Source organism: Micromonospora matsumotoense (genome assembly GCF_900091525.1).
GTDB lineage: Bacteria > Actinomycetota > Actinomycetes > Mycobacteriales > Micromonosporaceae > Micromonospora > Micromonospora matsumotoensis.
Genome location: NZ_FMCU01000018.1, coordinates 71,594 through 91,459 on the forward strand (window position 1 = coordinate 71,594; position 19,866 = coordinate 91,459).

Genomic DNA, 19,866 nt, shown 5'->3' on the forward strand with positions numbered 1-19,866 from the left:
AACCCCACGACATTCGACCCGCCGGCCCGCGCCACCCCGGCCGCGCGACCACCGCCGCCGCTACCACGCCCCGGGACACTGCCCGCACCACCCCGGCCCGCGACCGCCGCTGCCACGCCCCGGGACACTGCCCGCACCACCCGGGCCCATTCACCAACGGGTGCGCCGGGGACGCGCCGCGAGCCGGGAGCGCGACAGCGTCCCGTCGCCGGGATGCGACCGGAGCCGTCCCCGGTTACGGTCGAAGACGATGGTCCCTTCCGGTCAGCTCCCCCCGGCAACCCGTCCCGACCTGCCCCGCCCCGAGATCGACATCCTGGAGCTGGGCGACCTCACCCCCGGCACCGGCCCATCCCGGCCGGTCCTGCTCGACAGCGATCTGCTCGTCCTGGTCAGCGGCGGGCACGGCACCGTCGAGCTGGATTTCCGCGCGCTGCCCTGCCGACCCGGCACCCTGCTGCGGGCCGAGCCCGGCCAGGTGCTGCGCTGCCCCGCGCGGCTCGACGCGAGCGTGCTCCGCTGGCACGCCGACGCGCTGCACGGTCTGGACGTCGACCCCGACGCGGTGCCGCAGCACTACCAGCTGACCGGTGAGGACGAGGACGCCGTCATCAACGAGGTATCCCAGCTCGTGGTGGACCACCGCCGGCACCGGGACGACCCGGCCGCCCGCGCCCTGCTCCGGCACCAGCTCGCCGTGCTGCTCATCCGGCTGGCCCTGCTGCCCGGCGCCCGCGACGCCGGTCGGGCACCCGACGACACCGATCCGCAGCGGACCGAGGTGGTCACGTTCCACCGCTTCTGCCGGGAGGTGGAGGCGGGTTACCCGGACACCCGCCGGGTGGAGGACTATGCGGCCCGGTTGGGCTGCTCGGTGCGTACCCTGACCAGGGCCTGTCTGGCGGTGACCGGGCGCAGCGCCAAGCAGGTGGTCGACGAGCGGGTCGCGCTCCAGGCCCGCCGGCTGCTCGCCGCCACCGACGAGCCGGTGGCCCGGATCGGTCGCCAGCTCGGCTTCCCCGAGCCGACCAACTTCGGCCGGTTCTTCACCCGGGAGGTGGGGGTGAGCCCGGGTGCGTTCCGGGCCGCCCGGGGCCGGTCAGTGCAACGGATTGTCCGGCCAGGTCGACCCGGCGACCCCTCGATCCCCGCCGGGCAGGCATGATGGCAGTGTGCAGATCTCCGCGCGCGGCGACTATGCGGTCCGAGCGGCCCTGAGCCTGGCCACCGCCTACCCCTCCCTGCTCTCCACCCAGGCGATCGCCAGCGAGCAGGACATGCCGCGCAAGTTCCTCGAAGCTGTCCTGGCCGACCTGCGTCGGGCCGGCGTGGTCCGGGCGCAGCGCGGCGCGGAGGGTGGTTACACCCTGGCCCGGTCACCGCGCGAGGTGACCGTCGGGGCGATCCTGCGCGCCGTCGAGGGTCCGTTGGCCGGGGTACGCGGGCTGCGCCCCGAGGAGACCCGCTACGAGGGCTCGGCGGAGAACCTTCCCCGGCTCTGGGTGGCCGTCCGCGCCGCCGTCCGGCAGGTGCTGGACGAGGTGAGCCTCGCCGAGGTGGTCAGCGGCCGGCTCCCGATGCACGTGCGGCGGCTGACCACCCTGCCCGACGCGTGGGAGCCGCGCTGAGTCACACCGTCCGGATCACCTCCTCGGCGGTGAGCCGGGGCAGCCGGTCCTGCCAGGCGTCCGGCCCGGGACGGCCGATGTTCACCAGCAGCAGCGCCTCGTCTCGCCCCTCGGGGAAGAACTCCCGCTGCACCCCGGCCGTGTCGAAACCGGCCATCGGCCCGGCGGCCAGCCCGGCGGCGCGTACCCCGATCAGGAAGTAGCCGATCTGGAGGGTGGCGTTGAACCGGGCCTGCGCGACCCGGTCCGCCCGGTCGGCCAGCCACTCCCGCGCCTGCGGCCGGTGCGGGAACAACTCCGGCAGCCGCTCGTGGAAGTCGACGTCGGCGGTGAGCACCGCCACCAGGGGCGCGTCGGCCGTCTTGGCCCGGTTGCCGCCCGACACGTACGGCAGCAGCCGGTTCCGGGACGCCGCCGAGCGCAGCAGCAACACCCGCAGCGGCTGACCGTTGAGCGCGGTCGGGCCGTACCGGATCAGGTCGTGGATGGCGGTGACCTGCGCGTCGTCGACCGGTTCGGCGGTGAACGTGTTGGCCGTGCGGGCCGCCCGGAACAGCAGGTCCTGGGCGGCCGGGTCGAGGACGAGCGGGGACCCGACGGCGTCCGAGCCGGCCGTGGCACCGCCCTCCCCACCACCAGCACGAGCCTCCCCACCAGCGGGACCGCCCTGCACGCCAGCGGCACGAACCTCCCGGCGAGCGGGACCGCCGGTCACGCCAGCGGCACGCGTCGCCCGGCCGGCGGGACCGCCGGTCACGCCGGCACCTGCGGCCCGGGGGTGGTGTAGCCGCCCCGGTGGTGGACCAGCGGATCGCCGTCGACGCCCGGACCGAGCGCCACCGGTGCGGCGATGACCAGGGTGTGGTCGCCGGCCGGGACCCGCTGCACCACCCGGCACAGCAGCCGGGCCAGCACCCCGTCGAGCAGCGGCACCCCGAACGGCCCGGTCGTCCAGGCCCCGTGCGCGGCGAACCGGTCGATGCCGCTGCTGGCGAAGATCCGGGCCACCTCGGTCTGGTCGGCGGCGAGCAGGTGCACCGCGACGTGCCGGGCGCGGGCCAGCACCGGCCAGCTCGACGAGGCGACGCCGAGGCAGAACGACACCAGCGGCGGGTCCAGCGACACCGACGTGAACGAGGTGGCGGTGAAGCCGGCCCGGATCGGCGCGACGTCCCGGCCGGGTCGGGCCGGGTGGGGACGGCGGGCGACGGCGGTGACCACGGTGACCGTGCTGGCCTGCCGACGCAGCAGGCCACGGAACAGGTCGGCGTCGACGGGCAGCAGGTCGCCGGAGTGTTCCGTCAGCTCGGAACCGAACAGGTCGGGGTCGACGGGCAACCGGTCGACGGGGTGTTCCCGCAGGTCGGAGTCGTACCGGAGCGGGTCGACCGGGCGGTCCACGGTGGTCATGCGGTCACCAGCTCCCGGTCGGCGGCATAGCGGGAGACCGACCGGGGCAGTCCGTAGTGCTCGCGCAGCGTCCGGCCGGTGTACTCGTGGCGGAACAGGCCCCGGGCGCGCAGCAACGGCACCACGTGGTCGACGAAGTCGTCCAGGCCGCTGGGCAGCAGCGGCGGCATCACGTTGAAGCCGTCGGCGGCGCCCTCGGTGAACCACAGTGCGATCTGGTCGGCGACCTGTTCGGGGGTGCCGGCCACCACCCGGTGGCCGCGTCCGCCGCCGAGCCGGCCGATCAACTGCCGGATGGTCAGCCGCTCCCGCCGGGCCAGGTCGACGACGAGCTGGTAGCGGCTCTGGTGCGACTGCACGGTGGTCGCGTCGGGCAGCTCCGGCAGCGGGCCGTCCAACGGCAGGCCGGTGAGGTCGACGCCGGTCATGCCGGACAACTGGGCGAGGGCGTGCTCGGGGACGATCAGCGCCTCCAACTCGGCGGCGAGCGCCCGCGCCTCGGCCTCGGTGCCGCCGAGCACCGGGGCGATCCCCGGCAGCACCTTCACCAGCTCCGGGTCACGGCCGGCGGCCGCCGCGGCCTGCTTCAGGGTGGCATAGAAACGCTGTCCGTCGGCGAGGGTCTGCTGGGCGGTGAAGACCGCCTCGGCGTACCGGCCGGCGAAGTCGACGCCGTCCGGGGAGGAGCCGGCCTGCACCAGCAGGGGCCGGCCCTGGGGCGGGCGCGGGGTGTTCAGCGGGCCGCGCACCCGGAACCGTTCACCGGTGTGGCCGATCTCGTGCACCCGGTCGGTGTCGGCGAAGATCCCGGCGGCCGGGTCGACGACCAGTGCGTCGTCCTCCCAGCTGTCCCAGAGCTTCAGCGTCACATCGACGAACTCGGCGGCCCGCCGGTACCGGTCGGCGTGCGCCGGGTGGTCGTCTAGGTGGAAGTTCCAGGCCTCCCGTGCCTGGGCGGAGGTGACGATGTTCCAACCGGCCCGGCCGCCGCTGAGGTGGTCCAGCGAGGCGAACGCGCGGGCGGTGTGGAACGGCTCGTGGTAGCTGGTGGACACGGTGGCGATCAGACCGACGTGGTCGGTGACGGTGGCCAGCGCGGCGAGCAGGGTCAGCGGCTCGAAGACGGCCTGGATGTTGTGCCGGACGGCCGGGCCGACGGCCAGCGAGTCGGCGAGGAAGACCGAGTCGAGGGTGCCCCGCTCGGCGGTACGGGCCAACTCCTGGAAGTGCCGCAGGTCGGTGACCCGACGCGGGTCGGTACGCGGATGCCGCCAGGCCGCCTCGTGGTGGCCGACGCCCATCAGGAAGGCGTTGAGGTGCAGGGTACGAGTCATGGGGAGCTGTCCTATCCGGCGGTGACGTCGACGCGCCAGGTGGAGAAGCGGCGTTCGACGACGACGAGGAGCTGGTTGACGACCAGCCCGATGGCGGAGATGGTGATGATTCCGGCGTACATGTCGGGGATGGCGAAGTTGTACTGGGCGTAGTTGATGAGGTAGCCCAACCCGGCCTTGGCGCCGACCATCTCGGCGGCGACGAGCACCAGGATCGAGTAGGCCCCGGCGAGCCGGATGCCGGTGAAGACGGTCGGCACCGCCGCCGGCAGGATCACCTTCTGGAACAGCCGCAGGTGGTTCAGGCCCATCGACCGGGCCGAGCGCACCAGCAGCGGGTCGACGCCCTTCACCCCGGCGATGGTGTTCAGCAGGATCGGCCAGGAGCAGGCGTAGACCACCAGGGCGATCTTGGAGGTCTCCCCCAACCCGAGGATCAGCACGAAGACCGGCAGCAGGGCCAACGCGGCGGTGTTGCGGAACACCTCCAGCAGCGGGCTGAGCAGTTCCGCCAGCGGCCGGTACCAGCCGATCAGCAGCCCGAGCGGGATGGCGGCGAGCACCGCCAGGCCGAGCCCGGTCAGCGACCGGGTGAGGCTGGCCCCGACGTGGTCGGCGAGTTGACCGCTGGTCAACAGCGCCCACCAGGCGACGAGCACCTCCGACAGGGGCGGCAGGAAGACCCGGTCGACCAGCCCGGCCCGGGGTGCGGTCTCCCAGATCGCGGCCAGCGCCAGCAGCGCGGCGGTGCGGTGCAGCACCCGCCCGCCGAGGCCGGCGAGCCGGGCGGGCAGCCCCGGCGCGACAGCCGCCGCGAGGGGCACGGCGGGCGGCGCGGCCAGCCGGGCGGGACGTTCGGCGATGTCAACCAACGCGGGCCTCCTCGGTGTGCACGGCCGCCGGCGCGGCCCGGTCCGCGCCCCCGGCCACCTCGGGGGTACGACCACCGTCAGCTCCGGTGCCGGCGGTGCGCGCCCCGGTCGGGGCGGCGGATCGACCGAGCCACCGGCGGCGGGCGGGGCGGTCGGGGCGGTCGGCCCGACGTTCGGTGGACTGGGCGGCGCGGACCTCGTCGCGCAGCAACGTCCAGATCTCGTGCCGGTGGTGCCGGAAGGCGTCGGAGGAGCGCACGTCGTCAACCGCGCCCCGGTCGCCCAGCTCGATCTCGATGACCTGCTTGATCCGCCCCGGGCGGGAGGTCATCACGGCGACCCGTCGGCCGAGGTGGACGGCCTCGTCGATGCCGTGGGTGATGAACACGATGGTCTTGCCGGTGGCCTGCCAGATCCGCACCAGCTCGTCCTGGAGCGAGTCGCGGGTCTGTGCGTCCAGCGCGGCGAACGGCTCGTCCATCAGCAGGATGTCCGGGTCGTACGCCAGGCTGCGGGCGATCGCCACCCGCTGTTTCATGCCCCCGGACAGCTCGTGCGGGTAGTGCGCGGCGAACCCGCTCAGCCCGACCAGTTCCAGGTGGTGGGCGACCAGGTCGTCGCGTTCGGCGCGGGGTACCCCCTTGGCCTCCAGTCCGAAGGCGACGTTGCCGGCGGCGGTGCGCCAGGGCAGCAGGGCGTACTGCTGGAAGACGATGCCCCGATCCAGGCCGGGGCCGGTGACCGGGCGGCCGTCGACGAGCACCTGACCGGAGGTGGGTCGGGACAGGCCGCCGAGCAGGTCGAGCAGGGTGGACTTGCCGCAGCCGCTGGGGCCGACGACGACCAGGAACTCGCCGGGGCGTACCCCGAGGGTGAGCTGGTCCAGGGCGGTGACCGCGCCGGTGGGCGCACGCCGCCCGGCGCGGACGTCGAAGGTCTTGGTGACCCGGTCGAAGAGGACCTTGTCGGTGCTCACGCGGCACCCCCACCGGAGGCGAACGGGTTGTAGTCGTTGGTGTAGATGTCCCCGGGCTTCGGCCGTTCGCCCTTGAGTTCACCGGCGTCGGCGAGCCAGTCGATCCAGGTGGTGAACTCCCGGTCGGTGATCAGGCCGCCCTTGCCGGCGACACCGCTGCTCTTCCAGTAGCGCACCAGGGACGGGTCCTCGTTGCGGCCCCGCTTGGCGATGATCTGCTCCAGCCGGGCCACCACGGTCTCCCGGGGCTGGGCCCGGGCCCACTCGATGGCCTGCCCGACCCCGCCGACGAAGGCCCGGACGGTCTCCGGGTTACGCCTGACGAAGTCGTCGCGGAACACGTATGCGCCGGCGCTGAACGCGCCGAGCAGTTCGTGGTCGGTGAAGACGGTACGGACCCCGCCGTTGGCGACGGCCTTGTCGCGGATGACGCCACCGAGCACCGCGACGTCGATCTGTCGGGCGCGCAGCGACTGTTCGGTGTTGACCGGGGGCAGCGCGACCAGCTCGACCCTGCCGATCTCGGCCGGGGTCAGTCCCCCCTGGACCAGCCAGGTCTTGAGCACCGCCTCGGCATGCGCGCCGAGGGTGTTCATGCCGACCTTGCGTCCGATCAGGTCACGCGGGCCCCTGATCGGGCTGTCCTGGCGCACGTAGTAGCCCTGGAAGGTCTGCGCGTCGGAGCCGTAGTAGCTGACCACGGCGGTGATCGGGGCCCCGGCGGCGGCGAGCTTGACGATCGCGCCGTTGAACGCGCCGCCGAAGTCGCTCTGCCCGGTGGCGGTGGCCTGGATGTCGGCCGGACCACCGGTGACGTTGCCGATCCAGTCGAGCTTCACGTCGCCGAGGTAGCCGAGGTCGGCGGCGAGTTCGGGGAGGGTGACCTGGCCGACGGAGCCCTGGTAGCGCAGGGTCGTGGTCTGTCCGGCCGCCTCGGCGTCGGTGCCGCAGGCGGCGGCGGTGAGGGTGAGCAGGGCCGCGGCGGCGGCCAGGGTACGACGGAGTGGGGACATGGATGTCTCCTGATCTGGTGCACGGAAGGGGCCGCGCGGCGCGCGGAGGTGCGCCGCAGCACCCGGCGTCGGGCCGTCGTGGGCCGGGCCGGTCGGTACGGCGGTGCGGGTGAACGGCGGTGCGAGGGAGGAGGTGACGGGACGCGGACGGGCGTCAGCTCAACAGAGCGCGCTCGCGTGCCGGACCAGGTCGACGTGCACGCGAGCGGTGAGGTGGAGCTCGTCCCGCTGCGACATGCGCTCATGCTGCCGGCCCCGGCCCGACCAGGTCAACGATCTTCCACAACATGAGACATCCATCGCCCGCGTTGTTTCATACCGCCTCCACCTGCGTTTACCGCTCCGCAACACCTACCGGTTGAATAGAGATTGCCGACACCGTCCAGCTCGGACCGGAGCAGGTTTCAGATTTCGTGGATGCGGGCATCTATCAGGCCGAGACGGCAGCGACGACAGGGAACGCGAAGGGAGCGCCACGATGGGTCTGATGTTCCGTAAGCGCAAGAAGTACGGGCCGATCATCCTGAACTTCACCGAGAACGGCTTCTCGTCGTGGAGCATCAAGATCGGTCGCTGGTCCTGGAACTCCCGCGCCAAGGCGCACCGCGTCGACCTGCCGGGTCCGCTGTCCTGGAAGCAGGACAAGTCCCGGGCGTGACGCCCTTCGTCGAGCGGGGCACCGGTGTTCACCGGTGCCCCGCTCGACGTCTGCGCATCCCGGCCCGGCACCGGGCGGGTTCGGCATTCGCCGGATCGGCACCGCCGCCACGGCGCAGAATCGCCGCATGGCGGGCGACGACGGCAACTACGCGCGGGCACGGTGGCACACCCTGGCGGCCTGCGTGCTGCTGCTGGTCAGCTACTTCCTGATTCCGTTGGAGCCCGATCCGAACGGCCTGCGGCTGACCCTGCGCGTGGTGGGCACCCTGCTGCTGATCAGCATGGTCACCTTCCTGGTCACCCGCCAGGTGACCCGGCAACTCGGTGCCCGCGCCCCGGTCGGCGAGGACGAGGTCCGGTCGTTGAGCAAGCTGGTGGTGGCGCTGGTCGCCGGGCTGCTCGCCTTCGCGGTGGCCGACTACGTGGTGGCCGGCAGCGGACCGGACCAGTTCTCCGGGCTGCACACCCGGTTGGACGCGCTCTACTTCGCCCTGACCACCCTCACCACGGTCGGCTACGGCGACGTGCACCCCCAGGGGCAGCTCGCCAAGGCGATCGTCTGCGTGCAGATGGTGTTCAGCATCGGAGTGATCGCCACCGGGGCGTCCATCGTGGTCAGGCAGTTGACCGGGCGTCCGGGCCGGGGACCGCGCTGATCAGCACGTCACCGCCGAGCCGCCCGTGTTCCGGGTCCCGGGCGACCGCGCCGGTGTCGAGCAGCTCGGTGAGCGCGCGGCCGGCGTCCACGGCCCGGTACGCCGTCGCGGTCAGCGCGTGCCGCCGCAGCTCGGTCACCGTATGCGGACCGTGGCGGCTCAGCTCGGCCAGCAGTTCGTCCCGCAGTGGGCCGGCCGCCGGTGGGCCGGCGACGTCGAGCAGCCCGCCGGCCGGGTCGCGGTAGCGGATCGCGCCGGACCCGTCGGCCGGCACGTCACCGGACCCGTCGGCGGACCCGTTGACGGCCCAGAGCGCGTCCTTGAACGCCTCCAGGCTCTTGTCCAGCCCGGTGCCGAAGGCGACCCGCCGGGCCGGCGACCCGTCGACGGGCACCAGCTCGACCTCGGCGACCAGGGGAAACCCGGCGGCGGTCAGCGCCGGTCGCAGGGCGACGGTCGCGGCGGCGGTGAGCAACACCTCGGCCGGTCGACCGGTGGTGGTGGCGGCCAACAGCGCCGGGTCCGGTGCCCCGCCGTCGACCAGGGTGAGCAGCGGTGCGCCCGCCGCACCGGCCGCCTTGAGCACCACCGGCAGCCGGGCCGGGTCGCCGGGCACCACGTGCACCGCGACGTCGGCCGGGAGGGTGGCCTCGACGGCGCCGAGCCGGGCGGGCACTTCGGGTCCACCCCCGGCGAGCACCAGCACGGTGAGCCGGCGGCCCCGAAGCCGGTCGGCGAAGCCGGCCACCACCCGCAGGGCCGCCTCGGCGGTGCCGGGATCACCGGCGTACGACAGCGCGAGGGTGGCCCGGCGGGAGCGGTGCAGCGCCCCCGGCAGCCAGTGGTCGAGCTGGCGGACGAGCAGCTCCCGCAGGACGGCGTCGATCGACATCCTGTCGTTCTACCGTACGACGGTTCAGGCCGGGACGGAGATCCCCACCCCGCCCCGGGTCTGGCCGCCGTAGCGGGCCCGCTCGCGGTCGAGGTCGAGCCGGCCGATCCGTTTGCGGGCGGCGAGGGCGTCCTCGTCGAGCTGGTCGGCCGGGACGATCCAGACGATCTCGAACTCCAGCCCGTCGGGGTCGCGGCCGTAGAGACTCTTGGTGGTGCCGTGGTCGGAGGTGCCGACCAGGGCGTCGGCGGCGGCCAGCCGCTGCGCGGTGACGGCCAGTTCGTCGAGGGTGTCCAGCTCCCAGGCCAGGTGGTAGAGGCCGACGGTGGCCCGGCCGGCCTGCGAGCGGCCGGCGTTCGCACCGATCTCGAACAGCCCGAGGTCGTGGTCGTTCGTCGAGTCGGGAGCCTGGAGGAAGGCCGCGCCCCGGAACCCGTCCGGGGTCATCGGCACCGGGCGGAAGCCCAGCACGTCGCGATAGAAGTCGATGCTGCGACGCAGGTCGGAGACGTAGAGCACGGCATGGTTGAGGCGGTGGATTCCCATGCCACCCACGGTAGCGCGATTTGGTTGAGCGTTCAACCATTCCGGCTATGATGACGGTCATGACCCGCTGGCTGGACCACGACGAGCAGCAGACCTGGCGCGCCTTCCTGGCCGCCTCCCGGGCGCTCACCGACACCCTCGACCGCGAACTGCAACGCGACGCCGGGATGCCGCACGCCTATTACGAGATCCTGGTCCGGCTCTCCGAGGTGCCCGGCCGGCGGCTGCGGATGAGCGAGCTGGCGGACCTCACCGGCTCGTCGCGCAGCCGCCTCTCGCACGCCGTAGCCCGGCTGGAGACCGTCGGCTGGGTCCGCCGCGAGGAGTGCCCCACCGACCGACGCGGCCAGATCGCCGTCCTCACCGAGGCCGGTTTCGCGGCCCTCGCCGCCGCCGCGCCCGGCCACGTCGAGGGGGTACGCCGGCACCTGTTCGACGCGCTCAGCCCGGCCCAGGTCGACCAGCTACGCCGGATCAGCGAGACGCTGGTCGCCCACCTGACCGGTTCTTGACCAAGTTGCCGACCGGCAAGGGTTGTACTAACCGTCGCCGGCCAAGCACGATGGGGCGTGTCTTCCGGCTTCGGTGAACTGACCCTCCAGGCGCAGCACCTGGTGTCCGCCGGCGACCTGGCCGGCGCCCAGCGACTGCTCGCCGACGCGCTGACCGACGCGGACCCCCGCCCCGACCACGCCTCCCCCGAGCTGGCCGAGGCCGCCGGGCTCCAGGCCCGACTGCTGGTCACCCTCGGCGAACCGCACTCGGCGCGCGGCTGGGCCGCCTTCGCGTACGCGGCGTCGAGCCGCCTGTACGGCATCTCCGACCAGCGGACCATCTCGACGGCGGCCACCCTGGCGGCGGTGCTGCACCGGGTCGGCAGCGACGCCCGCGCCGCCCGGCTCTATTCCGAGGTGATCCTGGAGCTGACCGCCCACGACGGCCCCGAGTCGCTGCGGGTGCTCGCCGCGCACGCCGATCTGGCCACCGTGGAGTACGCCCGTGGTCAGTGCGCCCAGGCCCGCGAACGCCTCCAGGACGCCTGGGAGCTGCACCGCGAGGTCTATGGCGACGGGCACGCCAGCGGGATCAAGATGCTCGCCCGGCTCGGCGCGATGCAACGCGACTGCGGCCGGTTCGACGAGGCGCACGACAACCTCGCCCTCGCCCGCGAGCTGGCCCGCCAGCACCTGGCCGCCGACGACCCGCTGGCCCGGCAGGTCGCCGCGCTGGCCCGCGCCGCCGCCGACCCGGATCACGTCTGCGACGACGAGCCCACCCCGCAGCGCGAGACACCGGTCGTCCCGGCCGCCCGCACCCCACCGCCCGCCGAGGGTCCACCGGACCTGCCGGCCTGGTCGGCCGGGACGGTGCCACCCGACGAGGCGTACCCGCCGACGGTGCCCGGCCAGCGGCTCCCCCCCGAGGACACCGGCTACCCGCACGACGCCGGCCGGTCGGCCCCCTTCGACCATCCGACCACCACCGGCTACCCCACCCACGACGGCACCGGCAGCGGCTACTCCACCGACGACGGCTATCCCGCGGACAGCGGCTACCCCGCCGACAGCGGTTACTTCCCGCAGGGTGCTCGATCTGCCGGGGCCGGTTACCCGGCCGGGGCCGACCGTCCCGACGGCACCGGCTATTCCGACGGCGGCGGCTATCCCGACGGCGGCGGCTATCCGCTGGGCTCGGGCCAGTCGGCCGCATCGGGCTATCCGGCCGGCTCGGGCCGACTCGGGGACGACGGACGCTGGCCGCCCGAGCCAGGTGGTTCCGGGCCGGCTAGCGGCCGGCGGGAATCCCCGTACGCCCCGCCGGCGCAGGGACACCCCGGGCAGGAGGCCGCCGGGGTACGCCGGGTCGCGCCGCCGAATCCGCCGGTGGACCCGTCCCGGCTGCTGCCCGTGCTGGTGCCGCGCCGGCATGCCCCACCCCCGCGCCGCCCGGGTGCCGTACCGCTGGTGGCGGCCGGGGTCGCGGTGGTGCTGCTGGGTGCCGTGGCGGTGATCGCCGGGGTGTCCCAGGTGGGCAGCTCCGACGAAACGCCACCCGCCGCGTCGAGCAGCCCCGGGGCCACCCCGACCGCCGGTACGCCGAACGCCGCACCACCCGCCTCGCCGGGCACCCCACCGGGGCGGGTGACACTGCGCGACCGCCCCGACGGCATTACCCTGACCTGGACGTACCCGGCCGGGGGCGAGGGTCCGGTGATCCTCTCCGCCGCCCAGGCCGGGCAGGACCCGCGGCCGTTCCAGACCCTGCCGCCCGGCACCGACAACTTCGTCGTGCACGGCCTGGACCGGACCACCAACTACTGCTTCACCGTCGCCGTGGTCTGGTCCACCGACCTGGTCGCACCAGCGAAACGGGTCTGCACCACCCGCCGCTGACCCACCCCACCCCCACCCCTACCCTGCCCCCTGCTCCCCCCACCTGCTCCTCCCCCCTCGCCCAGCCCAGCCGCCCGCTGCCCCGCCCCCGCCTCACTCTGCCCCGCCCCTGCCCGCCCGCCCACCTCCGTTGATCAAGAGGTTTACGTCATCTGGAGCGGGTGGGGTGCCGTAAACCTCTTGATCACCTACCAAGTGGAGTGGGATGAGTCGGTGATCAAGAGGTTTACGGCAGGAATCGCGTTGTGGGTGACCTAAACCTCTTGATCAACACGGACAGCGCGGGCCTGCGGGGCCGGGCGGGGCGGGGTGGCGCCGCTGGTCCGCCCGCACGTCCGGCTGCGGGGTCCAGCGGGCGTGCGGTGGGGGGTGGGCGGGTGGGTGGGGCGCGGCTTGGGTGGCGTGGTGATGGTTCAGTCGGGGTCGGGCAGGATGGGTAGGCGCAGCCGGACCACCACGCCGGGCTCCGCGTCGGCGAGGTCGACCGTGCCACCGCCCCGACGGACCAGCTCCCGGACGATGGCCAGGCCGAGCCCGGCACCGCCCGCGTCCCGGGCCCGGCCCTCGTCCAGCCGGGTGAACCGGCGGAACACCCGGTCCCGGTCCGCCACCGGGATGCCCGGCCCGTCGTCGGTCACCGTCACCAGGTGGTACGCCCCGTCCACCGCCGGTTCGACCGCCAGCACGACCCGGCTGCGCGCGTGCCGGACGGCGTTGTCGACCAGGTTTCCCAGCACCCGCCGCAACTCGTCGGGAACACCGACCGTCCACGCCGGCCCCGACGCCGCCGCAACGAACACGACCGGTGGCGCGGACGAACCGTCAACGCCCGGCGGCACGGACGGGCTGCCCACGCCGAGTGGCTCCGCCCCCGCAGTGGTGACGGCCGGTGGGCCCGGGCGGCGGGCGGCCAGCTCGGTGAGCAGCCCGCCCAGTTCCACCGGTCCCGCCTCATCCGGAAGGCCGCCGCGCGAGGTCGGCTGCTCGTCGAGCCGGGCGAGCAGCAGCAGGTCGTCGACGAGCCGACCCAGTCGTTCGGTGTCGGCGAGCAGGTCGGCGGCGACAGCCGGCCAGTCGGAACGGTCACCGAGGCGCTGGGCCACCTCCAGCTCGGTACGCATGTTCGTCAACGGGCTGCGCAGCTCGTGCGCCGCGTCGGCGAGGAACGACCGTTGCCGGGCACGGGTCGCCTCCAACCGGTCCAGCATGTCGTTCAGGGTGACCGCCAGCCGGTGGATCTCGTCCTGGGAGGCGGGCACCGGCAGCCGGTCGTCCGCGTCCCGGCCGGTGATCTCGGCCGCCCCGCTGCGCAGCGCCTCGACCGGCCGCAGGGTCGCCCCGACCACCCGCCAGGCGACCACCGCGAGCAGCCCCACCAGCAGCGGGAAGGCGACCAGCAACATGGTACGGGCGGCCTGGGTGGCGTGCCGGATGTCCACGGTGGAGCGGCCCACCAGGACGGTCAACGGCTCCCCCGCCGACTGGGCGGGCACCGCCACCACCCGCACCGGCCCCTCCCAGCCGAGCCGTTGGCCGGGCACCACCGTGCGTTGCCGACCGTTGCCGGTGAGCTGGTCGGGGCGGACCATCGGCACCAGTCGGTCGGCGTCGATGGAGGCGGCCCGGATCCGCCCGGCGGAGTCGACCACCTGCACCCGGAGTTGGCCGCCGGCCACCGGCAGCGGGTCGGGCAGGGCGTCCTCGCCGGCCAGCCGGGCGACCGCGTCGGCGGTGCGGAACGCCTCCTCGTCGACGGTGCGTTGCAGCGTCCAGCCCAACGCCACCAGCAGCACCACTCCGCCCAGGGCCAGCCCCACCGAGAGCCCGGCCACGCCGAGCACCATCAGCCGGGCGCGCAGGCCGAGCACCGGCCAGCGGGGGCGTCTCACGGGATCAGCCGGTAGCCGGCGCCCCGGACGGTCTCCAACCGGTCCCGGCCGATCTTGCGGCGCAGGTAGCCGACGTACACCTCGACCGCGTTGGGTGCGGTCCGCAGGCTGGCGTCCCAGACGTGGTCCAGCAACTCGGTCTTGGAGATCACCTCGCCGGGTCGGCGGATCAGGTACTCCAACAGCGCGAACTCCCGGGCGGTGAGCACCACCTCGGCGTCGGCCCGGGTGACCCGCCGCCGGGCCGGGTCCAGTCGCAGGTCCCCGACGGTGAGCACGGTCGGCCGTTCCGGGGCGCCCCGACGCAGCAGCGCCCGCAGCCGGGCCAGCAGCACCACGTACGAGAAGGGTTTGGTCAGGTAGTCGTCCGCCCCGCAGTCCAACCCGTCGGCCTGGTCGTACTCGCCGTCCTTGGCGGAGAGCATCAGCACCGGCAGCCAGCACTCGTCGGCGCGCAGCCGGCGGACCACCTCGTAGCCGGACAGGCCGGGGAGCATCACGTCGAGGATCATCGCGTCGTAACCGCCGTGCCGGGCGGCGTCCAGCCCGGTCGGCCCGGTGCCCGCGGTGTCCACCACGAACCCCTCGGCGGTCAGGCCACGCTGCAACGCCGCCGCCAGCCGCGCCTCGTCCTCCACCACCAGCACCCGCATGACCCCAGCGTGCCACCTGGCCGCGACCCACCGGGACGCCGTCCTCAGCCGGTTCACAGCACCCAACCGGCAGGATGGCCCCAGGAGGTGCCCCATGTCCGTACTGAAGAACCGTTCCACCCTGCGGTGGCTGGTGCCACTGGCCGCCGCGGTCACCGTCGTGGGCGGAGGTGCCGCGATCGGCACGTTCGCCGCGAACGCCGAACCCGCCCTGCCGCCGCGCAGCGCCGCCCAACTGCTCGTCGACCTGCAGACCGCCCGGTTGGACGGGCTATCCGGCACGGTGGTGCAGCGCGCCGATCTCGGGCTGCCGAAACTGGTCGGCCTGGCCGGTGGGGACGCCGCGCTGCTCAGCGGCACGCACACCCTGCGGGTCTGGTACTCGGGACCGGACCGGCAGCGGGTCGCGCTGCTCGACACCCTCGGCGAGCGGGACGTCATCCGTTCCGGCCGGGACGTGTGGACCTGGGACAGCAAGGCCAACACCGCGACGCACCGCACCCTGCCGGAGTCGACCGGGCGGGCGGCGGAGGGCGCGTTGCCGGTCACCCCGCAGGAGGCCGCCGAGCGGGCCCTGGCCGCCGTCGACCCGAGCACGCTGGTCACCACCGGCCGGTCGGCCACCGTCGCCGGTCGGGACGCGTACGAACTGGTGCTCACCCCGCGTGACGAGGCGTCCCTGGTGCACCAGGTACGGATCGCCATCGACGCGACCGAGCACGTGCCGCTGCGGTTCGAGGTGCTCGCCGACGGCGCCGACCAGCCGGCCTTCGAGATGGCCTTCACCCAGGTCGACTACCGCCGGCCGGACGCCGACCAGTTCACCTTCAACCCGCCGCCCGGGGTGAAGGTGACCGAGGCGACCGGCGACCTCCCGGGCGCGAAGGCCGGGGCCGGGTCGAAGGTCGGCGCGCACCCGGAGGCCAGAGCCGGTTCGAAGCCCGGTGCGGGCGACGACGCCGGTCTACGTACCGTCGGAACGGGCTGGGCCACCGTGCTGGTGGTGCGGACGGACGAGGCGGACGAGGCGGGTAAGCCGGCGGGTGGTGCGGCGAAGCCCGGACCGGCCGACGGCCCCGGCGCGGCGCAGGCCCTCGACCTGCTCAACGGGCTGCCCAAGGTCAGCGGGGACTGGGGCAGCGGCCGGCTGTTCGCCGGGAAGCTGTTCAGCGTGCTGCTCACCGACGACGGGCGGGTGCTCGCCGGGGCGGTGACCCCGGAGCGGCTGTACCAGGCCGCGCGGGGCTGATCCCGCACACCACGACCCTCGGGGGTCCGGGCCGGCGCAAGCCGGTGCGGGCCCCCGTCGGCATGTCCGGGCCCGGCCGACAGCCATGACCCAGGCCGGTGGGAGCCGGAGCGGGAGCGACCGCGCGGGGCCAGCGACCCGAACGGGGCCGGGCCGGGGTTGCCGGTCGGGCGAAGGCTTGGTGGGGGGCCGCCGCAGGCGGTATCTTGAACAGTTCCCGAAATGCAAAGTGGAATGGCCGCAGAGCCATTCCATGCGTGATTCTAATCTATGAGGAGACGGCTTGTCAACGCACCCGGACGAGCTGCGGCAACCCGACGACGAGATCGGCCGCGAGCAGGAGTACGTGTCGATGCTCTACGGCCGGCTGGACGACCTGCGCGAGCAGGCCGGCCGGCGGCTCACCGACGAGCTGCGCGCCGGTGGCGGCGGCACCCAGCAGGACCGCTCCCAACGCGACAGCGCCGTCCGGATGTACGCCGACCAGGTCGAGCAGTTCTCGGCGGTCGAACAGGGGCTGGCCTTCGGCCGGCTCGACGGGGCCGACGGCAGCCGGCACTACGTCGGCCGGATCGGCATCTTCGACACCGACGGCGACTACGACCCGCTGCTGATGGACTGGCGTGCCCCCGCCGCCCGGCCGTTCTACCTCGCCACCGCCGCCAACCCGCAGGGCATCCGGTTGCGGCGGCACCTGCGCACCCGGGAACGGAAGGTCACCGGCCTCAACGACGAGGTGCTGGACATCGAGGCGGCCTCCCCCACCGGCCACGAGGAGCTGACCGGCGAGGCGTCCCTGCTCGCCGCGCTCAGCGCCGGCCGGACCGGCCGGATGCGGGACATCGTCGAGACCATCCAGGTCGAGCAGGACCGGATCATCCGGGCCGACCTGCCCGGGGTGCTGGTGGTGCAGGGCGGCCCCGGCACCGGCAAGACGGCCGTCGCGTTGCACCGCGCCGCGTACCTGCTCTACACCCACCGGCAGCAGCTCTCCACCCGGGGCGTGCTGCTGGTCGGGCCGAACGCCACCTTCCTGCGCTACATCTCGCAGGTGCTGCCGGCACTGGCCGAGACGGGGGTGCTGCTCAGCACCCCCGGCGACCTCTTTCCCGGGGTCAGCGCCCATCGTGCCGAGCCGGCCCGGACCGCCGCCCTCAAGGGGCGGGCGGTGCTGGCCGAGGTGCTCGCCGCCGCCGTCCGGGACCGGCAGTGGGTGCCCGACGACCCGCTGGAGATCGAGTTGCCCCAGCGGGAGATGCTGCGGCTGGACCCGGAGACGGTACGCCAGGCCCGCGACCGGGTCCGGCGCACCGATCGCCCGCACAACCTGGCCCGCGCGCTGTTCGACATCGAGATCGTGCACGCCCTCGCCGACCAGGTCGCCGAGCGGATCGGCGCCGATCCGCTCGGCGGGGAGAACCTGCTGGAGGAGGCGGACCGCGCCGAGATCCGCCGGGAGCTGCGCGAGGAACCGGAGGTCACCGCCGCGCTGGACCGGCTCTGGCCGGTGCTCACCCCGCAACGGCTGCTCGCCGACCTGTACGCCGCGCCGGAGCGGATCGCCGCCGCCGCGCCGATGCTCACCGACGACGAGCGCGCCCTGCTGCACCGCCCGGCGGGCGACGGCTGGACGCCGGCCGACGTGCCGCTGCTGGACGAAGCCGCCGAGCTGCTCGGCGAGGACGAGCGGGCCGCCGCCGCCCGCCGGGAACGCATCCGCTCCTTCCAACGCGAGTACGCCGAGGGTGTGCTGGAGATCGCCCGGGGCTCCCGCTCGATCGACGTGGAGGACGAGGCCGAAGGCGGTGAGATCCTCGGTGTCACCGACCTGATCGACGCCGACCGGCTGCTGGAACGGCAGGAGGAGAGCGACCGGCTGACCACCGCGCAGCGGGCCGCCGCCGACCGGCGTTGGGCGTTCGGGCACGTCATCGTGGACGAGGCGCAGGAGTTGACCCCGATGGCCTGGCGGCTGCTGATGCGTCGTTGCCCGAGCCGGTCGATGACCATCGTCGGGGACGTGGCGCAGACCGGCGCGCTGGCCGGCACCCCGTCCTGGGCCGAGGCGCTGGAGCCGTACGTGGCGCGGCGGTGGCGGCTGGAGGAGCTGACCGTCAGCTACCGCACTCCGGCCGAGATCATGGCGGTCGCCGCCGAGGTGCTCGCCGGGATCGACCCGGAGCTGCGCCCACCCCGCTCGGTACGCCACAGCGGGGTGCCGCCGTGGGACCGGACGGTCGCACCGGACCGGCTCGGCGCGGAGCTGGTCGAGGCGGCCCGCCGGGAGGCCGCCGGGCTGGACGGCGGCGGCACGGACTCCCGCCCGGGTGACCGGGAGGGGCGGCTCGGGGTGATCGTGCCGGCCGGGCGGGCCGACGAGTTGGCGGGCGTCCTGCTGGCCGCACTGCCCGAGGCGGCGGTCGGCGAGCAGCCCGAGTTGGAGAGCCGGGTGGTGCTGCTCACCGTGGGCCAGGCCAAGGGGCTGGAGTTCGACTCGGTGCTGGTGGTCGACCCGGACGGGATCGTCGCCGAGTCCCCCCGGGGCCGCAGCGACCTCTATGTCGCGCTGACCCGCGCCACCCAACGCCTGGGGGTGCTCCGCCCCGCCGCCTGACCCACCGCCTGGTCCGGACCACCCGCGAGATCGGGCGTGAGACGCGGATGTCGTGGCCTCCCCGGCGGAAGGCCACGACATCCGTGGTCGCGGGTCGTCGGGGCGATCGGCCCGGTGACCGGGGCGGGCCCGGCCGCACCGGGCCGGGCGACCCACCCCACCTCCGATGGTGTCAGTCGTCGGAGAAGTCACCGATCTCGACGGCACTGGCGGACTGGTCGCTGACGGGGCCGCCGGTCGGGGTGCTCAGGCCACCGGTGGTGGCGTCGCCGGTGGTGGTCGGGGCGACCTTGCCCGGGTGCCGCCCGGGCTGCCGGGCCACCCGCCGCACGCTGGCCGGGCCGGCGGTGCCGCCGGTGGTGGTCACCGCCCCCTGGCCCCGGGTCGGGCCACCGTCGCGCAGCACCTCCGGGTCGATCGGCACGTCGGCCACGTCGTCCGGGTCGTCCTCCTGGATGGCTCTGGTCACGTCGACCTGGGGCACGGTCACCTCGTCGAGCGCCCCGGGGCCGTACACCCCGGCGGTGAGCCGTTCCTCGGCCGCACGGGTGGAGTTCCGCATCACGTCGTCGTCGCGCACGTCCATCACCTCGCAGAGTCTCGGCGGAACCCGCTGCGTGCCCGGGGTCCGGACGACCAAACACCGCCCCCCGCCGCCGGAAACCAGGTTGGCACCCAACGGTCGAGGTGCCGGTCCGCACCCCGGCGGCGCGCGGGCCGCACCCACCCCGGTCCGCGCACGGCCCGCACCCCACCCCGGCCGTGCGCGGACCGGGCCTGCGTCGGCGAGGCGTCGCCGCGTACCACGGTCTGGGCACCGGAGGGCGGGCCCGGCGGCGGCGGATTTTCGGCCGGAAGCCGGTGTTACCTGCTCACCGTCGGGGGGTAGACCCAGGGTGCCCCCGCCACAGCAGGCGAACCGTGCCGTGGCCGACCGCGGTAGCGGGGCGAGGGAAGCGCAGGTACTCATCAAATCCTGAGGAGGACCAGATGAGCACGCAGGCCGCATCCACCAGGCCCATGAACCGGCCGATGCAGGACACCGCCCAGCGCAACGCCATGATGAACGAGCAGACCCGGC

At 74.2% G+C, this 19,866-nt stretch carries 20 protein-coding genes; 8 read left to right on the forward strand and 12 right to left on the reverse strand.

Translation table 11 applies throughout. The features are described from left to right. The first annotated feature begins 250 nt into the window (after positions 1 to 250). Both GA0070216_RS26830 and GA0070216_RS26835 read left to right on the forward strand, forming a co-directional pair. The gene (locus GA0070216_RS26830) at positions 251 to 1,165 is read left to right on the forward strand and encodes a helix-turn-helix transcriptional regulator (RefSeq protein ID WP_091251852.1); all 915 of its coding nucleotides are present in this window, start codon (positions 251 to 253) and stop codon (positions 1,163 to 1,165) included. 7 nt (positions 1,166 to 1,172) lie between these two features. Continuing rightward, positions 1,173 to 1,628 carry an RrF2 family transcriptional regulator gene (locus tag GA0070216_RS26835; protein ID WP_091251854.1) on the forward strand — a complete coding sequence of 152 codons (456 nt, stop codon included), beginning with the start codon at positions 1,173 to 1,175 and terminating at the stop codon, positions 1,626 to 1,628. A gap of 1 nt (position 1,629) precedes the next feature. Here the strand turns inward: GA0070216_RS26835 and GA0070216_RS26840 are convergent, their stop codons facing one another. The 7 genes from GA0070216_RS26840 to GA0070216_RS36690 all read right to left on the reverse strand — a co-directional run bounded on the left by GA0070216_RS26840 (position 1,630) and on the right by GA0070216_RS36690 (position 7,533). After that, positions 1,630 to 2,385: a malonic semialdehyde reductase gene (locus GA0070216_RS26840; protein WP_245722754.1), complete on the reverse strand. Its 756-nt coding sequence runs from the start codon at positions 2,383 to 2,385 to the stop codon at positions 1,630 to 1,632. Continuing rightward, positions 2,382 to 2,933, reverse strand: a complete 552-nt coding sequence (locus GA0070216_RS26845) for a flavin reductase family protein (RefSeq protein ID WP_425413199.1) — start codon at positions 2,931 to 2,933, stop codon at positions 2,382 to 2,384. Before GA0070216_RS26845 ends, GA0070216_RS26840 begins: the two co-directional genes overlap by 4 nt. A gap of 101 nt (positions 2,934 to 3,034) precedes the next feature. Continuing rightward, the gene (locus GA0070216_RS26850; RefSeq protein ID WP_091251860.1) at positions 3,035 to 4,372 is read right to left on the reverse strand and encodes an LLM class flavin-dependent oxidoreductase; all 1,338 of its coding nucleotides are present in this window, start codon (positions 4,370 to 4,372) and stop codon (positions 3,035 to 3,037) included. An 11-nt stretch (positions 4,373 to 4,383) separates the two neighbouring features. Beyond that, positions 4,384 to 5,244: an ABC transporter permease gene (locus tag GA0070216_RS26855; protein ID WP_091251862.1), complete on the reverse strand. Its 861-nt coding sequence runs from the start codon at positions 5,242 to 5,244 to the stop codon at positions 4,384 to 4,386. Beyond that, the gene (locus tag GA0070216_RS26860; RefSeq protein WP_091251864.1) at positions 5,237 to 6,220 is read right to left on the reverse strand and encodes an ABC transporter ATP-binding protein; all 984 of its coding nucleotides are present in this window, start codon (positions 6,218 to 6,220) and stop codon (positions 5,237 to 5,239) included. The genes GA0070216_RS26855 and GA0070216_RS26860 overlap by 8 nt, the downstream gene beginning before the upstream one ends. Beyond that, entirely contained in the window at positions 6,217 to 7,233 is a 1,017-nt protein-coding gene (locus GA0070216_RS26865; RefSeq protein WP_091251867.1) for an ABC transporter substrate-binding protein, read from the reverse strand. Before GA0070216_RS26865 ends, GA0070216_RS26860 begins: the two co-directional genes overlap by 4 nt. 159 nt (positions 7,234 to 7,392) lie before the next feature. Further along, positions 7,393 to 7,533, reverse strand: a complete 141-nt coding sequence (locus tag GA0070216_RS36690) for a putative leader peptide (protein WP_425413196.1) — start codon at positions 7,531 to 7,533, stop codon at positions 7,393 to 7,395. A 178-nt stretch (positions 7,534 to 7,711) separates the two neighbouring features. Here GA0070216_RS36690 and GA0070216_RS26870 point away from each other — a divergent pair, with 178 nt between their 5' ends. Together GA0070216_RS26870 and GA0070216_RS26875 are read left to right on the forward strand one after the other, a co-directional pair. Then, positions 7,712 to 7,891 carry a DUF4236 domain-containing protein gene (locus GA0070216_RS26870; protein ID WP_007075522.1) on the forward strand — a complete coding sequence of 60 codons (180 nt, stop codon included), beginning with the start codon at positions 7,712 to 7,714 and terminating at the stop codon, positions 7,889 to 7,891. 127 nt (positions 7,892 to 8,018) lie between these two features. After that, complete coding sequence (locus GA0070216_RS26875) at positions 8,019 to 8,549, forward strand: potassium channel family protein (RefSeq protein ID WP_091251869.1); 531 nt, start codon at positions 8,019 to 8,021, stop codon at positions 8,547 to 8,549. On the opposite strand, the gene GA0070216_RS26880 is transcribed toward GA0070216_RS26875, so the two are convergent. Together GA0070216_RS26880 and GA0070216_RS26885 are read right to left on the reverse strand one after the other, a co-directional pair. Further along, positions 8,509 to 9,435, reverse strand: coding sequence for a hypothetical protein (locus GA0070216_RS26880; RefSeq protein WP_176739156.1), 927 nt, complete (start codon positions 9,433 to 9,435; stop codon positions 8,509 to 8,511). The two genes, GA0070216_RS26875 and GA0070216_RS26880, sit on opposite strands and share 41 nt — an antisense overlap. 30 nt (positions 9,436 to 9,465) lie before the next feature. Then, positions 9,466 to 9,987, reverse strand: coding sequence for a VOC family protein (locus GA0070216_RS26885; RefSeq protein WP_091251873.1), 522 nt, complete (start codon positions 9,985 to 9,987; stop codon positions 9,466 to 9,468). Between the two features lie 50 nt (positions 9,988 to 10,037). Here GA0070216_RS26885 and GA0070216_RS26890 point away from each other — a divergent pair, with 50 nt between their 5' ends. Both GA0070216_RS26890 and GA0070216_RS26895 read left to right on the forward strand, forming a co-directional pair. Continuing rightward, positions 10,038 to 10,499, forward strand: coding sequence for a MarR family winged helix-turn-helix transcriptional regulator (locus tag GA0070216_RS26890; protein ID WP_091251990.1), 462 nt, complete (start codon positions 10,038 to 10,040; stop codon positions 10,497 to 10,499). 57 nt (positions 10,500 to 10,556) lie between these two features. Further along, complete coding sequence (locus GA0070216_RS26895; protein ID WP_091251875.1) at positions 10,557 to 12,380, forward strand: tetratricopeptide repeat protein; 1,824 nt, start codon at positions 10,557 to 10,559, stop codon at positions 12,378 to 12,380. Between the two features lie 413 nt (positions 12,381 to 12,793). Here the strand turns inward: GA0070216_RS26895 and GA0070216_RS26900 are convergent, their stop codons facing one another. Together GA0070216_RS26900 and GA0070216_RS26905 are read right to left on the reverse strand one after the other, a co-directional pair. Further along, the gene (locus tag GA0070216_RS26900) at positions 12,794 to 14,224 is read right to left on the reverse strand and encodes an ATP-binding protein (RefSeq protein ID WP_091251991.1); all 1,431 of its coding nucleotides are present in this window, start codon (positions 14,222 to 14,224) and stop codon (positions 12,794 to 12,796) included. 41 nt (positions 14,225 to 14,265) lie between these two features. After that, entirely contained in the window at positions 14,266 to 14,922 is a 657-nt protein-coding gene (locus tag GA0070216_RS26905; RefSeq protein ID WP_091251877.1) for a response regulator transcription factor, read from the reverse strand. Between the two features lie 94 nt (positions 14,923 to 15,016). Here GA0070216_RS26905 and GA0070216_RS26910 point away from each other — a divergent pair, with 94 nt between their 5' ends. Next, complete coding sequence (locus GA0070216_RS26910; RefSeq protein WP_091251879.1) at positions 15,017 to 16,171, forward strand: LolA family protein; 1,155 nt, start codon at positions 15,017 to 15,019, stop codon at positions 16,169 to 16,171. Positions 16,172 to 16,523: 352 nt separating this feature from the next. Beyond that, positions 16,524 to 18,785: a HelD family protein gene (locus GA0070216_RS26915; RefSeq protein WP_176739157.1), complete on the forward strand. Its 2,262-nt coding sequence runs from the start codon at positions 16,524 to 16,526 to the stop codon at positions 18,783 to 18,785. A gap of 172 nt (positions 18,786 to 18,957) precedes the next feature. Here the strand turns inward: GA0070216_RS26915 and GA0070216_RS26920 are convergent, their stop codons facing one another. After that, positions 18,958 to 19,365, reverse strand: coding sequence for a hypothetical protein (locus GA0070216_RS26920; RefSeq protein ID WP_425413197.1), 408 nt, complete (start codon positions 19,363 to 19,365; stop codon positions 18,958 to 18,960). Between the last annotated feature and the right edge of the window lie 501 nt (positions 19,366 to 19,866).